Below are 17,276 nucleotides of genomic sequence, written 5' to 3' on the forward strand. Positions count from 1 at the left end.
GGCGGTCGGTTCCGCGCATCACCTGGAACCGCCGTGGCGCGTGACGGGGGCTGGCGATCGTGTTCGCCGCCGCCGTCGTGCAGATCAACCTCGGCATGGGGTGCGGGCTGACGGCGTCGCCGCTGCCGGGCCTGCTCGTGCCAGCGCTGGTTCCAGTGCGGACGGTCGCGCTGGGCGTGAGGTCACAGTGGGTCGGTCACCCGACGCGGATCCGCGTCGCGAGGATGTCGGGCGATGTGCGGTCGGTGATGATGGTCACGTTGATCCCGGTGACGGCCACGAAATACCCGGCCGAAAGGTACCGCGTGCTGCCCGGGTTTATGGAACACGGCGCTCACGGGTTCGAGAATCGCGTGATGCCGGTCGAGGATGACTCGTAATCGCGCATGGCATTTCCGGGTTTCGGCTGTCTCGCAAGTGCCCAACACATCGCCAATGCCCCAATCGGGCTCTGAAACTTTTATTGCTCAAGGTGCCAAAAACTTTCAAGGACGCAACGCCACATCGGCATCCCTGCAAGTGTTACATTTAGCAATATCAGATGCATAGATAAGTCTTCGCCTTTGGCATTTTTCTACCAGTTTCCGGCGCAAAACTCGTCAAAATCCTCGAAAATCGCGACTGCGTAAATTTTTTGCAGATGCCAGCGACGGGCGTCTTCTGGCTTGCCGGAACGTCGAAACGTGCGGTTTCTGAACCTGTCCGGCGCCGAAACGGTGCCCCACGAAACGCAAGAAGAGCCCGCCCATGACGCTGATGAATCTGGCCGAAGCCACACGCACGATGCCCCGGATGGAGCTCCTTCTGGACGGCTTCGAGCCGGATTTCGAATTCCAGCCCGTGCCGCCTCTGCCCGAAAGCGAATTCGCCGATCGCCTGCGCCGGATCCGGCAGGAGGCCAGCGCCGCGGGGCATGACGTGCTGCTGGTCCATGCCGACAGCATCGGATCCTACAAGGTGTCCAATTCCTACCTGCGCTACATCTGCGACTGGGCGCGCGAGGGCATGCTGGTCATTCCCACCGACACGAACCTTCCGCTTGCGCTTTACACGGTGTTCTCCAGTTCGGTCGTGTTGCCGCCGGCGGGCGAACCGGTGCTGGTCGACAATATCTGGCAAGTCGGCACCTGGGGCCGCGAGACCTACAACCGGCCCGGTCGCGCATTGGATCGTGTCGTCGAGGCCACGGCGAGACACCTGGAAAGCCTGGGCCTGTCCAGGGCCGAGATCGGGCTCATCGGCGACGGCACCTCGGCGCCGTACTGGGCGGGGCTGGAGACGGTTCTGCCGGGCTGCCGGTTTGCGAAGGCGCATGGCATCGTCGACCGCATGCAGCGCCGCCGCTCGAAGGCGGAACAAGCCGTGGTCCGCGCCGCGGCGCAACTGGCGTGTATCGGCATGCAGGCGGCCTATCACGCGATCCGCCCCGGCGTGACGGATCACGAGATCTACGCCGCCTTCACCTTTGCCCAGATGGCGCGCGGCGGCGAGACCGGGGACGGCTACCAGATCGGGATCAACCCGTACGGCACCCATTGCGGGAAGCCATACGGCCATGTCGTGCGTCCAGGGGACATCATCAACCTCTATATCTCGGCCGTGCAGTACCACGGCTACACCGCGCAGATCGCCCGGATGATCGCCGTCGGCGACATCACGGACGAGCAGGAAGACGTCCTGGCGATGTGCGCCGAGGGCGTCGAAGCCGCCGCCGCGCTGGTGCGTCCGGGCACGCTGATCTCGGACGTCGCCAATGCCTCGTTCGAGCCCTACATCCGCCGCGGCTACCTGTCGGACGCCGACAGCCGCACGATGCCCTATAACTGGAGCGCGGGCGACGACGGCGCCCCTCTGAGAGTGCCCCGGCAGCATGTGCCCGACCCCGACTGGGAAGCGAAGGGCCGCCGCATCAACCATGTCTGGCCGGCCACCAGGGGGCCGCACAATCCGAATGTGGGGCACTCGGTTTCGATGCCCAAGATGCCACCCTACAACATCCAGTCGAACAATCATGCCAAGCTCGAAGAGGGCATGACCTTCGTATTGCATTCGCAATGGCTCGACCCGCTGACCGCGGGTGCGAACATCGGCGACTGCTATCTCGTGACGGATACCGGGGCAGAGAACCTCTCCCGTCACGTGCCTCTCGGCGTTCATCGCGTTCCCGCGTGACGCCCTTGCTTCCAACTTACATGATCCAACCAGAGGACACTCCCATGACATTCACACGACGCACCCTGATGGCCGGCGCAGCCGCGCTCTCCATGATCGCCGGCGGCGCGGCCCCGGCGGTCGCGCAGGACCAGATCACGCTGACCATCGCCAACACCCAATGGCTCGATGCGCTGCGTGGCGAAAAGCTCTGGGCCGCGGTCAAGAAGTTCGAGGAAAGCCACCCGAACATCACGCTCGAACAGCACACCATCTCGCGCAACGAGTTCAACGACCGCCTGATCACCGAGCTGGGCGCGCGCCAGGGACCGGACATCATCATCGCGCAGGACGGTCTGTTCTACACGCTGATCGGCGCCAATTTCCTGATCCCGCTCGATGACGTGACCGAGGGCGTCGACAACCTGAACGCCACCAACGACAACGGCGTGGTCGACGGCACCCGCTACGGCATCGGCTGGCACCGTGCCGTCTATGCGCTGATCTTCAACAAGGCGATTCTCGAAGAGGCCGGCGTGGAGCTGCCCTCCGACATCGACGCGATGATCGCCGCCGCGAAGGCCGCGACCGAGACCACCGGCGCCATCGGCTTCACCGGGCGTCACTCGATGAACGAGTACAGCCCCTGGTCCAAGGACTTCCTCAACTGGGCCTATGGCTATGGCGCCGAGCTGGTCGACGAAGACGGCAAGATCACCTTCGACACGCCGGAAATGGCGCAGGCCTTCGACGCCTTCAAGGCGGCCTATGACAGCGGCATCATTCCGATCGGCGACCAGATGAGCACGCAGCGCACCCGCTTCAAGGAACAGCAGGTCGCCTTCTCCATCGACAACTCCGGCGGTTCGCTCAACATCGCGACCGGCGGCCCGCTGCCGGGCGACGAGCTGGGCGCGACGGCGCTGCCCTTCCCGTATCCGGGGGCGCACCAGCAGATCTTTCTCGGTGTGAACGTCTGGTCGAGCGAGGAAGAGCAGGCGGCGGCCAAGGAGTTCCTGTCCTGGCTGATCTCGGAAGAAGGGCAGCTGTCGCTCCGCGCGGCATCGGGCCCCGACGCGCTGGCCACCGACGTGCCGGTCACCGAAGAGTTCGTCGCGGCGAACCCCTGGGCGACCACCTTCGCCGAGATGGCAGCGGAGTCGCGCTCGACACTGATCCCGGGGTATGAACTGGAAACCCAGTCGATCCTGCGCCCGCTGATGAACAGCCTCGAAAAGGTGCTGCTGGACGCCGCGTCCACCGAAGAAGCCCTGGACGAAGCCCAGGCCGAAATCGACGCGGACTACAACAACTGAGCCGCTGACCACGGGTGAAAGGACCGCGACCCATGACTTCTTCCCTTCTGAAGCGAGGGCGCCTGCTGGGACTTGTCCCCTATGCGTTCGTCGCGGTCCCGCTTGCCTACATGACGCTGTTCGTCTTCGGCCCGCTCATCCAGCAAGTCTGGATGAGCTTCACCGACACGCGGCTGATGAACCCCACGGCGGGCGATTTCATTGGCCTCGAGAACTACGAGGATCTGTTCACCGACGACCAGTTCTATACCTCGTTCAGGGTCACCATTGTCTACACGATCCTGACGGTGATCCTCGGCGTGCTGGTCGGAACCGTGTCGGCGCTGGCGTTGGACCGGCCGTTCAAGGGCCGGGCGCTTCTGCGAACCATAATGCTGTTCGGCTGGGCCGTGCCATCGGTCGCGGCCACGCTGGTCTGGCTGTGGATATTCAACGGTCCGTCGGGCGTGGCCAGCGACATCACCGAAGCCCTGGGGCTGGGCCGCATTCCGTGGCTGACCTCGGTCGACTGGGCGCTGACCTCGATCATGTTCGTGACCATCTGGCAGGTCTCGCCCTTCGTCATGCTGGTGATGATGGCGGCGCTCCAGTCGGTCCCCGAAGAAGTGCGCGAGGCCGCCCGCATCGACGGGGCCGACGGCCTGAACGTGTTCCGCAACGTGACCTTGCCGTGCATCATGCCCACCATGCAGATCGTGGCGCTTCTGGTCGCCGTGTGGTCGATCCGCCGCTTCGAGGTGATCTACCTGCTGACCGGGGGCGGGCCGATCGGGTCGACGTCGACCCTGGTCGTGCAGCTGCGCCTGACCGCTTTCGAGGATTTCGAGCTAGGCCTGGCCTCCGCCTACGGGGTCGTCGGGCTGGTGCTCGCCCTTGCAGTCGCCTTCGTCCACTTCCTCTTCGAGCGCCGTCGCGCATTGGTGATGTCGAAATGAAAACCAACCCTCTCCTCTCGCTCCTGCGCGTCCTGCTGATCGCGGTTCTCGTAACCTTCGCCGGATTTCCGATCTACTGGATGGCGACCACCTCGCTCGGCACCGATACGCAGCTCTTCAACACGGGGCAGGTGCCTTACCCGCAGTTGTCCAACCTGCCCGACCTGATCTTCGCGCTGAGCGAGGTGCCGGTCCTGAGATGGATGTCCAACACGGCGATCATCGCGTTCGGCAATACCGTCTTCAGCCTGATGCTCGGCTCGGTCCTGGGCTACGCGCTCTCGCGGTTCAAGTTCCACGGCCGCGGCATGATCGGCTTTCTGATGTTCATGACGCAGGTAATCCCGGAAGCGCTGCTGGTGGTGCCCCTCTATGCGATGTTCATCTCGCTCGGGCTGCTGAACAGCCTGTGGGGCGTGATCCTGGCCAATGTCGGTTTCTCGGTGCCGGTGGCGGCCTTCATCCTCAAGGGGGCGATCGACGCAATCCCCTACGAGATCGAGGAATCCGCCATCATCGACAGCTGCCCCCGGATTGGCATCCTGTCGTTCATCGTGCTGCCGCTGATCGCGCCCAGCCTCGCCGCCGCCGCCGTGATCTGCTTCTTCGGGGGGTGGAACGAGTTTCTGTTTGCCGTGACCTTCCTGATGGATCCCGACCTGTGGCCCGCCGCCGTCGGCCTGGCCAGCTTCATCGGCGAATACGAAACCCCGCTTTCGGCCGTGATGGGAACCGCCCTGATGTTCTCCATCCCCGCGGTCGTCTTTTTCCTCCTCGTTCAACGCAAGATCGTCGCCGGCCTGACCTCCGGCGCAGTCAAGGGGTGATCCGATGCCCAAGATCGACTTCAAAGGGATCTCGAAGACCTTCGGGACAAACACCGTCATCCGCCGCTTCAATGCGACCGTCGAGGATGGCGAGTTCCTCGTCCTCCTCGGCCCCTCCGGTTGCGGCAAGTCCACCTTGCTGCGCATGATCGCGGGATTGGCCGAGATCTCCGGCGGCGAGTTGCTGTTCGATGGCGCCCTCGCCAACGACTGGACCCCCAAGCAGCGCGGCGTCGCGTTCGTGTTCCAGAGCTATGCGCTCTATCCGCACATGACGGTCCGCGCCAACATCGCCTTTCCGCTGGTGATGGACCATTTCAGGAAGTGGCACCACATCCCGATCATCAACCTGATCCATCGGTGGCAGGTGATGAAGCGGCCCAAGGTCAAGGCCGCGGTCGAGCGGATCGCCGAGCAGCTGGAACTGACGCCGCTGCTGGAACGCCGCCCGGGCAGTCTATCCGGCGGTCAACGGCAACGAGTGGCGCTGGCCCGGTCCCTGGTGCGCGATCCGTCGCTCTACCTGCTGGACGAGCCGCTGTCGAACCTCGACGCCAAACTGCGCACACAGATGCGGTCCGAGATCACCACCCTGCACCAGAAGGTGAAAAAGACCTTCGTCTACGTCACGCACGATCAGGTCGAAGCCATGACCATGGCGACCCGCATCGTGGTGATGAACGGCGGCATCATCCAGCAGATCGGCACCCCCGACGAGATCTACGACGCACCCGCGAACACCTTTGTCGCGAAGTTCGTGGGCTCGCCGCCGATGAACCTGATCCCCGTGCATATCGACGGCCGGAGCCTATCTGCCGACGGCGCGGTGAGTTGGGACCATGACGCCGGTACGCCCGAGGACGCGACATCGGCGATTTTCGGCATCCGCCCCGAGAAACTGGAGCTGCGTCCCGCCGGCGAAGGCCGCATCCCCGCTCGCGTGGCGGTGATCGAACGGCTCGGCGCCGAGACGATCATGGGCTGCCGGCTGGGCTTAGGGGACGCGGGCGACGGAATCTCGACCGAGGATCTGGTGTTCGTTCGGATGCCCGGCCATCCCGGCCTCGCACATGGCGACGCCTGCGCGCTCGACTATTCCGACGCCGACGCGGTGTGGTTCGACAAGCCCACCGGCCAGCGCGTGCAGCCGGCTGGGGGGCGCGTAGCGCCACTGGACGTCGCCGTTCCGGCCGCATCCGTCCGCCTCGCGTAACAGATCCCAGGGAGATAGACGTGGACCGCTTTCTCGTTTCGGCCACCGGCCACAGCCTCAACTACCTGCCGCATTACATCGCATCCGAGCAGGGCTATTTCGCCGACGAGGGCCTCGACGTCACCGAGGTCGTGCCACGGCCCTGGGACCTGGTGCTCGATCATATCGGCGAGGGCAGTGCCGAGGCGGCGCTTGGCGGCATCTGGGTGCCCTCGATGTTCCACGGCCGTGGCCGCCGGCTGGTACCTTTCGCGCAGGTGTCGAACCGGGCGCCGCTGGCGCTGATCGGGCGGGAGGCCGCGCCGCGTTTCGACGCGCGCGCGCTGGTCGGCAAGACCGTCCTGATGAAAGGCTCGAACGGCGCCAGCGTCGGCATCTACCTCAAGATGATGCTGCGCGAGGCGGGCATCGACCCGAAATCCGTCAACTACATCCAGGATCTCGACGCCGGTATCCTTCAGGCCTGCTATGCCGGGGGTATGGGCGACTACCTGCTAATCGATCTGCCCGGCGCCTTGGCCTACCGGGCCGCGGGTCACGGCGAGCTTGCGGCGGTTTTTGCCCGCGACGGCGGGGACATCCCGTGGAGTGTCTACTACACTGAAGCGTTCGAGGCCGGCGACACCCGGCCCGAGCGGTTCGCCCGGGCGCTCGGGCGCGGCATGGCCTGGGTGAACGGGCACGAGGCCGCCAGCTACCGCGGCGTGCTGATGCGGCTCTTTCCGAAGATCGACACCGACATCGCCGTGCAGGTCGTGGAGACCTACCGCGCCAGCGCCATGTGGACCACGCCGCGCATCGGCGAGGCCTCTTACGCGCGGTGGCAGCAGGGCATTGCCGATGCGCATCTGACCGACGCGCCGATCCCCTATGCCACGCTCATCGACGGCGCGCCGACCCGCGCCTTCGTCGCGACAGCGGACGCATGATCCGCGTCGCCGTCACCACCCCGAACACGACCGCGTCGATGACCGACGGCATCGCCCGCGCCGCGCGCCACGGCGCAAAAAGCTCTCGCGCCGGGGTCTTGGCCCGCCCCTCGCACCGCCATCTTGTGCGCTGAGGCGTGGGATGGGGTCAGGATCGGGGTTGCGGGGTCGAGACGTTGTCCAACTTGCCGACCAGCTGGTCGATCCGGCGATAGCGGTCGATGGCCGCCTCCCCCATCATCGCATGCACCTGCCACGACAGGCTGTTGATCAGCGTGACCGCAGCGGTGAAGGTATTGAACGGCGCGGGGCTCTGCGTCCGGCAGCGCAGCGTCATGTCGGCGGCCCGGGCGCTCGCGCCGGCAGACAGGTCGGTGATCAGCAGCGTCCGCGTGCCCGCCTCCCGCGCGGCCTCCAGCACGTCGACAAGCACCTTGGGCCGTCGCCGGAAGGCGATGACCAACAGCAGATCGCCGTCTTCGAGGCTGCCGACGTCATGCGACAAGGATCCCGAGCCGAAGTTCATCAGATGGACCTTGTCCCTGATCAACGTCAGGTAGTGCGCCATGTGCAGGCCGAGCCCGTGCCCGCTGCGCAGGCCGATGATCCACACCCGCCGCGCCGTCGCGATACCGTGGGCCGCTTCGGTCATCCGGGCCTCCGGGATCGCGGCGAGGGTCTGGCGGATGTTCTCGAGGTCGTCCTCCATCATGCGCTTGGCCGACGCTTCCTGCGGGTGCTCGGCCCGGTTCAGCCCGCCTTGCGGCGACCCCCAGAACTGCTCGTTGCGTATCTCGCGTTTGGCCTCGGGGTAACTGCGGTATCCCAGGGTACGGATCAGCCGCGCCGCCGTGCTTTTCGACACCCCCGCTTTCGCCGACAGCTCGGCGGCCGTGTAGATCGGCAGGTCCATCTGGTGTTCGAGAAGCACATCGGCCAGCCGCTGCTCCGACCGGGTCAGCCAGGAATAGGCGCGATAGATCCGGCCCTCCAGCGTCTGGTCGCCGGGGTTGTCGGCGGGGTCCGCGCGCCGCGTTTCCGCGGCGGCCTTTGGCACCGGGCCGAGTGGATCCTTCTTTGTCATGACACCACCTGAACAGGACGCTTCCGGGATGAAAAGCTATCATATCGTCAATCCGAACGCGGACCAGAGCCGGCGGATCCTCGAAGCTTTCCCGCGCGCCGTGGAGTTGGAGCCCGACCTGCAATCCGCCTTCGTCACGGCCTGGGCTTCGGTGCTTGCCTCATCCACCTACGGCCAGATTACCGACGTGCCGTTTTCGCATGGCTCCCAGGACAGCCTGGTGGATCACACGAACGACGTCACCGAAGCGGGCCTGGCGATTCTTTCGGTCGCCGAGTCGCGTTGGGGATGGACCGTGAACCGGCAACATCTTCTGGGCATTCTGCTGCTGCACGACCTGGACAAGCCGCTTCTTATGGAGCGTCGCGAGGAGGGCGACGTCGAAACGCCGGTCTCGGCACGCATCCCGCACGGCGTCCTGGGGGCCTTGCTTCTGGTCGAACTCGGCGTCGACGAGGCTATCGTCGGCGCGGTCGCCACCCACGCAACCCACGCCCCGCTGCGCGGCCCGGACCCCGAAGTGATGATCCTGCACTACGCCGATCTCTTTGCCGCCGACGGCGCGATGTCGAAAACCGAGCGGAGGCCCTTTTTCCGGCGCTGCCACGGTCATTGAAGGGTGCGCCGCCGGTGCCGAGGATACGGGAGATGTTCGATCCGACGGTGATCGGAGGCGTTTGACAGAGTTCGGATCCCGCATCGATTCCGCGACTGGTGTCGACCCGCGTCTGGGTCCAGAGCCGGCCCGTCGAACTGGTGCATTGGTCCTGGCTCACCGCGTCAGACGGTTACGTCTGGGCGCGCCAGATCGACGCCTTCAACGAGGCGCACAAGGACAAGGGCGAGCGGATCAAGCTGGAGGTCGTGCCGCTGGAGCAAGGGATTGCACCGCCGTCACCAAGGCAAGGGCGGCCACCTATGCTTGCGTCCGGTCAGGTTGGTCCGGCCGTGTTTTCGCGTTCGTTCAAGATGCAGTACGGGCGGACCCCGCGCGAGTTCCGCGAGTTGCTGCGGCGGAACCAGTACACCTCGCTCCGACCGGAAATCCGGCGGCTGGCGCGAGAAGGGGCAGCGACGCCCACCATCACGCCTGTGCGCGACACGTGACGCGCGACGCCGGCCGGTGTCGGGGCAGGGGCGTCAGGTGGCAAACGGGGGTGACGACGCGGCACCGTTTTCTCGGACACGACCTGGCGACGCTGCGCAGCCTATCCGCGCCTCTGCGCCGGGCGTTCGGTCTCCGCTTGTTTGGCGGCATCGGCTATGGCCTGGGTCATCCCGAGGGAAACCATGTTCCCAAGATGCTTCAGCACCTCCGCCGTCCACTCGGGATGCGCCTGCAACGCCGCGGGGATCAGTCCCTCGATCCCGTAGAGATGTTGCACCACGTCTTCGGCGGACGCGGGCCCGTCGCCTTCCGGCCGGAGGGCGGCCGAAAGGGGGTCGCGCAGATCGTAGTATTCGCCGGTATCGGTCCGGCCCAGGACATAACGCATCCAGGCGGCGGTCGCGAAGGCGAAGGGCTCCACCGACTGCCCGCGCCGCAGCGCGTCCTGTGCGGGCGCGAAGATCCTCTGCGGCATCTTCTCCGACCCGTCCATGGCGATCTGGTAAGTCTCGTGGGCGAGGTGCGGATTGGCGAAGCGCCGCGCCAGATCTTCGGCATAGGTGCCAAGGTCGACGCCCGGCAGGTCGTCCAGCGTTGCCGCAGCGGCCGCAAGATGGCGGCGCACCAGCGTGGCCAGGACGGGATCCTTCATGACGTCGCGCACATGGGTGTGGCCGGCCAGAAAACCGGCATAGGCCAGCATGGAGTGCGTGCCGTTCAGCATGCGCAGCTTCATCTCCTCGAACGGCCGCACGTCCGCGACGAACAGCGCCCCGCCCGCCTCCCATGCGGGACGGCCCGTGGGAAACCGATCCTCGATCACCCATTGCCGGAACGCCTCGCATTCGACCGCGGCCCGGTCGTCGTGGCCGGTGAGGTCTCTTGCGAGCTGCAGGGTTCCGGGGCCGCGGGCCGGCGTGATGCGGTCCACCATGGTGGCCGGGAAGGCGACGTCGGACGCGATGAAATCGGCAAGGTCGGGCGCGGCCCGGCGGGCGAAGTCGATCAGCAGCGAGCGCAGGAGCCGGCCGTTCTCCGGCAGATTGTCGCAGCACAGCACCGTGAACGGCGGCGTACCGGACGTGCGGCGCTGGCCGAGCGCCCAGACCAGCAGGCCGGCGACGCCCCGAGGGGTGCCGGGGTCGGCGAGATCGGCGGCGATCGCCGGGTGGCCCGGATCGGCGCCGCCGCTGGCCCGGTCGATTCCGTAGCCCTTCTCGGTCACGGTCAGGCTGACGATCCTCGTGGCCGGCGCGCACAGCGCGTCGCGCACCGCGTCTCGGTCGGTCCCGAGGCAAAGCGCGTCCGCGAGCGACCCGATGACCCGCGCGTGGCTGCCGTCGGCGCTGCGCTCGATGGTGGTGTAGAGACACGCCTGCGGTCTCAGTTCCTCGGCCGGCGTGGGGCTGCGCAGGCTGACACCGACGATCCGCCAGTCGCCGCCCGCCGCCGCCAGCGCGTCGTCGGTATAGACCGCCTGGTGCGCCTTGTGAAACGCGCCGAGACCGATATGGACGATCCCCGGTGCGTGATCCGCGGGCCGGTAGGCCGGGCGGGCCACATCGGCGGGAAGATCGTCGGGTGAATGCAGGCGGTTGCTCATGCCGGGGCGATCCCGGGTTCGAGCGCGGCGATGAGCCCCCGCAGCTCCGCCAGGCCCTTGAGCCGCCCGATCGCGGGATAGCCCGGCTGCGCGCGCCGGCCGAGGTCGTCGAGGATGTCCTGGCCGTGATCCGGCCGGAACGGGATCGAACAATCGGCGCGTCCCGCAGCCTTGCGGCGCGCCTCTTCCTTCAGGGCGGCCCGGACAAGGGCGACCATGTCGGTATCGCCGCCGAGATGCTCGGCCTCGTAGAAGGAGCCCCGTATCTCCGTCGTGTCGCGTTTCACGTTGCGCAGGTGCAGGAAATGGACCCGGTCGCCGAGGCGGTCCATCATCCCCGGCAGGTCGTTGTCGGGCCGGGCGCCCAACGACCCCGAACACAGGGTGATGCCGTTGGCCGGGCTGTCGACCGCGTCCATTATCGCCTTGTAGTGCGCCTCGGTCGACATGACGCGGGGCAGTCCGAGCAGCGGGAACGGCGGATCGTCGGGATGGCAGCACAGGCGCAGGCCGTGCGCCTGTGCCACCGGCGCGACTTCGGAGAGGAAGTCGATCAGGTGCTGGCGCAGCGTTTCCTCGCGCATCGCCGCATATTCGGCAAGATGCGCGCGGATGTCGGCCAGACTGAAACGCTCGGCCGCGCCGGGCAGGCCGAAGACGATGTTTCCGGCGAGTTGCTCTGCGTCAGCCTCCGACATCTCTGCGAAACGGCGGGCCGCCGCCTCTTGCAGGGCCGCGTCGTAATCCTCCGCGGCGCCCGGGCGTTTCAGGATGTGCAGGTCAAAGGCCGCGAAGTCCGTGAGGTCGAAGCGCATGCAGGTCGCGCCGTTCGGCAGTTCCCAGGCAAGGTCGGTGCGGGTCCAGTCGAGGACCGGCATGAAGTTGTAGCAGATCACCCGGATGCCGGCAGCGGCCAGGTTGCCGAGGCTTTCCTTGTAGGCCGCGATATGCGCCTTCCAGTCACCTTGCTGCTTCTTGATGTCTTCGCTCACCGGAAGGCTCTCGGCGACGGTCCAGGCGAGGCCCGAGGGCGATCCGTCGCGCTTCCGGCCGATCTCGTCTTTCCGCCGCGCGATGTCCTCGGGCGACCAGACCGTGCCCGTCGGCACGTGATGCAGGGCCGTGACAATTCCGGTGGCGCCGGCCTGGGCGACATCGGAGATGCTCACACGGTCCTGCGGGCCGAACCATCGCCAAGTCTGTTCCATGCATTCCTCCCGACTCGCAGCCTGTGACGAAACTAACACTGCGTATCGTTGCTGACTAGTATGGAAGTATGGTAGTGAACCGCAGGGAGGATGCCGAATCATGAAGATCGACCACAATTCGGCCTGGGAACTCGACCCATCGGCGTCGATCACGCCGCAGATCACGCGCATCCTTCGCAAGCGCATCATCCAGAACGACCTGAAGGCGGGCGACCGGCTCTCGGAATCCGAGCTGGCGCGCAGCTACGACGTCAGCCGGCAGCCGGTGCGCGAGGCCTTCATCAAGCTGGCCGACCAGGGGCTGCTGGAAATCCGCCCGCAGCGCGGCACGATCGTCAGCCGGATCGGGTATTACGCGGTGCTCGATGCCCGGTTCCTGCGCGAGGCGATCGAGGCCGACATCGCCAAGATTCTCGCGGCCAGGCCCGATCCGGCCCTCATCTCGGACCTGCGCAGCCAGCTCGACCGGCAGCAGGCGCTGGACCGGCGCGAGTGCGGCGCATTCATCCAGCTGGACGAACTGTTTCACCGCACGCTGGCCGAGGGCGCCGGAAAGGCCGGCACCTGGAAGCAGATCGAGGGGCTGAAATCGCAGATGGACCGGGTGCGCTACCTGTCGCTGGCGGAATTCCGGATCGACAATCTGATCGTCCAGCACCGGGCCCTCGTCGACCGGATCGCAGCCGGCGACGTGCCGGGCGCCAATTCCGCCATCCGATTTCACCTGCGCGAGGTCCTGCGGGATCTGCCGCAGATCGTCGACGCCAATCGCGAGTATTTCGACCTGCCGGACGGGGACATGCCTCCGCCGGTGAACGCACCCATACAAGGAGGAGAAAACGCATGACTCTGAATCTCAAGCTCACCGCCCTCGCCGCGGCGGTTGCCGCGGTCGTCGCCGCGCCGCTCTCGGCGCAGGAAATGACGCTGAAGCTCGGCCACCTCGCGAACGAGGAGAACTCCTGGCACAAGGCGTCGGTCAGGTTCGGCGAGGAGCTGTCGGCCCTGACCGACGGCCGGATCGCCGTCGAGGTCTTCCCGAACGAGTCGCTCGGCAAGGAAATCGACCTCATCAACGGCATGCAGCTCGGCACGGTCGATATGACCATCACCGGCGAGAGCCTTCAGAACTGGGCGCCCAAGGCGGCGCTGCTGGCCGTTCCCTACGCCTTCAAGACAATCGAGGAGATGGACGCCTTCGCCGCCGGGCCGGTCGGCGACGAGATCAAGCAGCAGATCATCGACAACGTGCAGATCCGCCCGATCGCCTATTTCGCCCGCGGCGCGCGCGAGCTGACCAGCAATCGCCCGATCACCTCGCCGGACGAGCTGGACGGGTTGAAGATGCGCGTTCCCAACGTGCCGCTTTTCGTCGACGTCTGGAAGTCGCTCGGCGCCACGCCGGGGCCGATGGCTTTCTCCGAGGTGTTCACCTCGCTGCAGAACGGCACGATCGAAGCCCAGGAGAACCCGTTGGCGCTGATCCGCTCGGCCAGCTTCTACGAAGTGCAGAGCCATGTGAACCTGACCGATCACGTGCGGTCGTGGATCTATCTGACCATCGCGGAATCGACCTGGAACAAGCTGTCCGAGGAAGATCAGGCCGCCGTCATGGAAGCCGCCGCGCGGGCCCAGGCCTACGAGCGGGAGCTGTTCGAGGCGAGCCTCGCCGAGGACCGCGCGTTCCTCGAAGAAAAGGGCATGACCTTCGTCGAGGTCGACGCCGCCGCCTTCCAGGCCGCCGCCAAGGACGCGGTGCTGGCGAACGTCAACGAGGAGATCAAGCCGATCGTCGAAGAGCTGTTCACGCAGTAAGCTCCGACAGAATCGCGATTGGCCGGTGCCGCTTCGGTGCGGCGCCGGCCCGACCGCAGGGGGGAACATGAGCGTCACGGCAAGGCTGATCCAGATCGTGATCCTGCTGGCCCGGGTCGGGGCCGGGGCGGCGTTCGCCGTTCTGATGGGGTCCGTCCTGACCCAGGTGATCGGGCGGCTCTACGGATCGTCGCCGGTCTGGACCGAGGAACTGACGCGCTATGCCCTGCTCTACATGGTCGCCTTCGGTGCCGGGGTCGCGTTCCGGACGGGCGATCTGGTGAATGTGGACGTGGTCAGCGAGTCGCTTCCCGGCCGGTTTCCCTGGGCCCTGCGCCTCTTCGCGGCGCTTTGTACGGCGGGGCTGGCCCTCTATCTCCTTCCGCACGCCTGGAAATACGTGACCATCGGCCGGATGCAGACCGCGCCGGCCCTCGGGATCCGGATGCACTTCGTCCATTTCACGGTGTGGCTAATGCTGGCCGGGCTCGCGATCTTCGGTCTCGTCCGGCTTCTGGGCATGCTCACCGGGGCCGAGGACGGGCTGCCCGAGAAGCGGGAAGAGGACTAGCTCATGGACGTCGCGATCCTGTTCTCGGTCTTCGTGGCGGGGCTCGTCCTGGGGATCCCGGTGGCGATCACGCTCGGCCTGTCCTCGCTGTCCTACCTGCTGTTTGCCGGGATGCCGGCCGTGGTCATGCCGCAGAAGATGTATGCGGGCATGGACGTCTTCGTCCTGCTGTCGATCCCGGGCTTCATCCTGGCCGGCAACCTGATGAACCGCGGCGGGATCACCAACCGCATCATCCGGTTCGCCAATGCCATCGTCGGCTGGATTCGCGGCGGGCTGGGGCTGACCAATATCGCCGCTTCCATGCTGTTCGGCGGGATCACCGGGACCGCGGTGGCCGACGCGGCCTCGCTCGGCGGCGTGCTGATCCCCGGGATGAAGAAGGCGGGCTATCCCGGCGACTTCTCGGCCGCGGTGACGGCCGCCTCGTCCACGGTCGGCCCGATCATCCCGCCCTCGGTGCCGATGATCATCGTCGGCGCCCTGTCGGGGATATCCGTCGGCCGGATGTTCCTGGCGGGTGCGGTGCCGGGTCTTCTGATGGGGCTGGCGATGATGGTGACGGCCTATATCGTCGCGGTCCGCAAGGGCTTTCCGCATCAGCCCTGGCAGGGCTTCGGCGAAGTGGCCCGCTCGTTCGGCGGCGCCTTCTGGGCGATCGCGATGACGTTCCTCATCATCTACGGGCTTCTGTCCGGCCTCGCGACGCCGACCGAGACGGCGGTGGTCGCCTCCGTCTACGCCTTTATCGTGGGCGCCTTCGTCTACCGCGAGCTGCCGCTTCGCGCGGTCCCCGGCATCGTGACCGATAGCGCGGTTTCGGCCGCCGGTATCCTGGCGCTGGTGGGCTTCGCCAATGTCTTCGGCTGGATCCTGGTCTCCGAACGCATCCCGCAGGCCATCGCCAACGGCGTTCTCTCTCTCACCGACAACAGGTTCCTGGTGATCCTGCTGATCAACCTGCTGCTGTTGTTCGTGGGCATGTTCATGGAAACCATCGCGGCGCTCATCATCCTGTTCGTGCCGCTGCTGTCGCTGGCCGAGGCGGTGGGGATCGACCCGCTGCATTTCGCCACCTTCGCGGTGCTGAACCTGATGATCGGCCTGACGACGCCACCCGTCGGCGTCTGCCTGTTCGTCTGCGCCAACATCGCGCGGCTGCCGCTGGCGCCGGTCGTCCGGGCGATCCTGCCGTTCCTGCTGACCAACCTCCTGGTGCTGCTGGCCGTCAGCTACTTCGCGCCGCTGGCCACCTGGCTGCCCTCTCTGTTGACCCCGTAAGCGAGACGCCCCGTGAAACCCCGCGCCCGTCCTCCCTTTGACACGAACCACCCGCTGGCGGCGCACCGGGGCGACACTGGCGAGCCGAGAGACACATGACCGATCTACGCTTTTCCCGCGACGATCTCGCCGCGTTGGCCCGCACGATGCTCACACGGGCCGGCCTCGATCGCGACATGGCCGAGGTCGTGGCCGAATTCCTCGTCCGCACGGACGAGCTGGGGGTTACGACGCACGGGGTCTCCATGGTTCCGTACTACCTGCCCGAACTGGCCTCCGGCCGCATGACGGCATCGGGCCGGCACGAGGTCGTACGGGACAACAGGGTGACGATGGTCTGGGACGGGAACTACCTGCCCGGCCACTGGCTCATGTCGCAGGCGCTGGACATCTGCATGGACCGCGCGCGGGAATTCGGGATGACGGCCCTGGCGATCCGTCGCAGTCACCATATCGGATGCCTGTCGACCCTTACCCGGATCGCCGCGGACCAAGGGTTCGTGTGCTACATCGCCACGTCGGACCCGTCCGGGAAATGGGTCGCCCCATATGGCGGCACCGAGCCGGTCTTCACGCCGAATCCCTGGGCGGTCGGCTATCCCGCCGACGGGCATCCGGTCCTAATCGACACCTGTTCCTCGATCACGACGGTGTCCAAGGTGCGCGAACACATCGGCAACGGAACGCGGTTCGAGCATCCATGGATGCTCGATGCCGAGGGGCGGCCGACCAACGATCCGGCGGTTGTGAACGCGGAGCCGAAAGGATCGATCCTTCCGGTCGGGGGGATGGATCACGGCCACAAGGGCTATTCGATGGGGTTGATGATCGAAATGCTTACCCAGGCCCTGGCCGGGCATGGGCGGGCGGAGGCGCCAACGCGCTGGGGCGGCAACGTGTTCGTCCAGATGATCGATCCGGACGCATTCGGCGGGTTCGAGCCGTTCCTACGCGAAGTCGCCGCGCTCAACGAGGCGTGCCGTTCGAGCCGCCCGATCCCGGGACGGCCGCCGGTCCGCGTGCCCGGCGACCGGGCGCACGAGACCGTCACGCGGAGCCAGTCGGACGGGGTCTCCTTGCCGGAGGAGGTCTGGACCCGCGTCGCGGCCAGTGCGGCCGAGCTCGGCGTCCGCCTCTGCACGCCGATCGGCCGATGAAAAGGGCCCCGCGCGATATCCCGGGGGACCGTCAGGCCCTTCCGCCCGGCCCGGAGCCCGACAGTCGCGCCGAACACG

General features: G+C 66.5%; 17 protein-coding genes. 14 read left to right on the forward strand and 3 right to left on the reverse strand.

The window, feature by feature from the left end:
- Window positions 1–59 precede the first annotated feature (59 nt).
- The 7 genes from P1J78_RS02980 to P1J78_RS03010 all read left to right on the forward strand — a co-directional run bounded on the left by P1J78_RS02980 (window position 60) and on the right by P1J78_RS03010 (window position 7,371).
- A complete protein-coding gene (locus P1J78_RS02980) occupies window positions 60–380 on the forward strand; it encodes a hypothetical protein (RefSeq protein WP_275565838.1) in 321 nt (106 codons plus the stop codon).
- A gap of 367 nt (window positions 381–747) precedes the next feature.
- Window positions 748–2,172, forward strand: coding sequence for a M24 family metallopeptidase (locus P1J78_RS02985; RefSeq protein ID WP_275565839.1), 1,425 nt, complete (start codon window positions 748–750; stop codon window positions 2,170–2,172).
- Window positions 2,173–2,216: 44 nt separating this feature from the next.
- Window positions 2,217–3,467, forward strand: a complete 1,251-nt coding sequence (locus P1J78_RS02990; protein WP_275565840.1) for an ABC transporter substrate-binding protein — start codon at window positions 2,217–2,219, stop codon at window positions 3,465–3,467.
- A gap of 32 nt (window positions 3,468–3,499) precedes the next feature.
- The gene (locus P1J78_RS02995; protein ID WP_275565841.1) at window positions 3,500–4,402 is read left to right on the forward strand and encodes a carbohydrate ABC transporter permease; all 903 of its coding nucleotides are present in this window, start codon (window positions 3,500–3,502) and stop codon (window positions 4,400–4,402) included.
- Complete coding sequence (locus P1J78_RS03000; protein WP_275565842.1) at window positions 4,399–5,229, forward strand: carbohydrate ABC transporter permease; 831 nt, start codon at window positions 4,399–4,401, stop codon at window positions 5,227–5,229. Before P1J78_RS02995 ends, P1J78_RS03000 begins: the two co-directional genes overlap by 4 nt.
- 4 nt (window positions 5,230–5,233) lie before the next feature.
- Window positions 5,234–6,442, forward strand: coding sequence for an ABC transporter ATP-binding protein (locus P1J78_RS03005; protein WP_275565843.1), 1,209 nt, complete (start codon window positions 5,234–5,236; stop codon window positions 6,440–6,442).
- 20 nt (window positions 6,443–6,462) lie between these two features.
- Window positions 6,463–7,371 carry an ABC transporter substrate-binding protein gene (locus P1J78_RS03010; protein WP_275565844.1) on the forward strand — a complete coding sequence of 303 codons (909 nt, stop codon included), beginning with the start codon at window positions 6,463–6,465 and terminating at the stop codon, window positions 7,369–7,371.
- 148 nt (window positions 7,372–7,519) lie between these two features.
- Here P1J78_RS03010 and P1J78_RS03015 read toward each other — a convergent pair whose 3' ends face one another.
- Window positions 7,520–8,455, reverse strand: a complete 936-nt coding sequence (locus P1J78_RS03015; protein ID WP_275565845.1) for a MurR/RpiR family transcriptional regulator — start codon at window positions 8,453–8,455, stop codon at window positions 7,520–7,522.
- 28 nt (window positions 8,456–8,483) lie between these two features.
- Between P1J78_RS03015 and P1J78_RS03020 the strand changes: the two genes are divergently transcribed.
- Together P1J78_RS03020 and P1J78_RS03025 are read left to right on the forward strand one after the other, a co-directional pair.
- Window positions 8,484–9,071: an HD domain-containing protein gene (locus tag P1J78_RS03020; protein ID WP_275565846.1), complete on the forward strand. Its 588-nt coding sequence runs from the start codon at window positions 8,484–8,486 to the stop codon at window positions 9,069–9,071.
- Between the two features lie 98 nt (window positions 9,072–9,169).
- Window positions 9,170–9,562 (forward strand): hypothetical protein, encoded by a 393-nt coding sequence (locus tag P1J78_RS03025; RefSeq protein WP_275565847.1) that lies wholly within the window; start codon window positions 9,170–9,172, stop codon window positions 9,560–9,562.
- A 101-nt stretch (window positions 9,563–9,663) separates the two neighbouring features.
- On the opposite strand, the gene P1J78_RS03030 is transcribed toward P1J78_RS03025, so the two are convergent.
- Window positions 9,664–11,166, reverse strand: a complete 1,503-nt coding sequence (locus P1J78_RS03030) for a mannitol dehydrogenase family protein (RefSeq protein ID WP_275565848.1) — start codon at window positions 11,164–11,166, stop codon at window positions 9,664–9,666.
- Window positions 11,163–12,374: a mannonate dehydratase gene (uxuA, locus tag P1J78_RS03035; RefSeq protein ID WP_275565849.1), complete on the reverse strand. Its 1,212-nt coding sequence runs from the start codon at window positions 12,372–12,374 to the stop codon at window positions 11,163–11,165. Before uxuA ends, P1J78_RS03030 begins: the two co-directional genes overlap by 4 nt.
- A gap of 100 nt (window positions 12,375–12,474) precedes the next feature.
- Between uxuA and P1J78_RS03040 the strand changes: the two genes are divergently transcribed.
- From P1J78_RS03040 to P1J78_RS03060, 5 genes are all read left to right on the forward strand, one after another.
- Entirely contained in the window at window positions 12,475–13,221 is a 747-nt protein-coding gene (locus P1J78_RS03040; protein ID WP_275565850.1) for a GntR family transcriptional regulator, read from the forward strand.
- Window positions 13,218–14,189 (forward strand): TRAP transporter substrate-binding protein, encoded by a 972-nt coding sequence (locus tag P1J78_RS03045; protein WP_275565851.1) that lies wholly within the window; start codon window positions 13,218–13,220, stop codon window positions 14,187–14,189. Before P1J78_RS03040 ends, P1J78_RS03045 begins: the two co-directional genes overlap by 4 nt.
- 67 nt (window positions 14,190–14,256) lie before the next feature.
- Window positions 14,257–14,760 (forward strand): TRAP transporter small permease, encoded by a 504-nt coding sequence (locus P1J78_RS03050; RefSeq protein ID WP_275565852.1) that lies wholly within the window; start codon window positions 14,257–14,259, stop codon window positions 14,758–14,760.
- Window positions 14,761–14,763: 3 nt separating this feature from the next.
- Entirely contained in the window at window positions 14,764–16,041 is a 1,278-nt protein-coding gene (locus P1J78_RS03055) for a TRAP transporter large permease (RefSeq protein ID WP_275565853.1), read from the forward strand.
- A gap of 95 nt (window positions 16,042–16,136) precedes the next feature.
- Window positions 16,137–17,198, forward strand: a complete 1,062-nt coding sequence (locus tag P1J78_RS03060) for an Ldh family oxidoreductase (RefSeq protein WP_275565854.1) — start codon at window positions 16,137–16,139, stop codon at window positions 17,196–17,198.
- Window positions 17,199–17,276 lie beyond the last annotated feature (78 nt).

Source organism: Psychromarinibacter sediminicola (assembly GCF_029168335.1).
Lineage (GTDB): Bacteria > Pseudomonadota > Alphaproteobacteria > Rhodobacterales > Rhodobacteraceae > Psychromarinibacter > Psychromarinibacter sediminicola.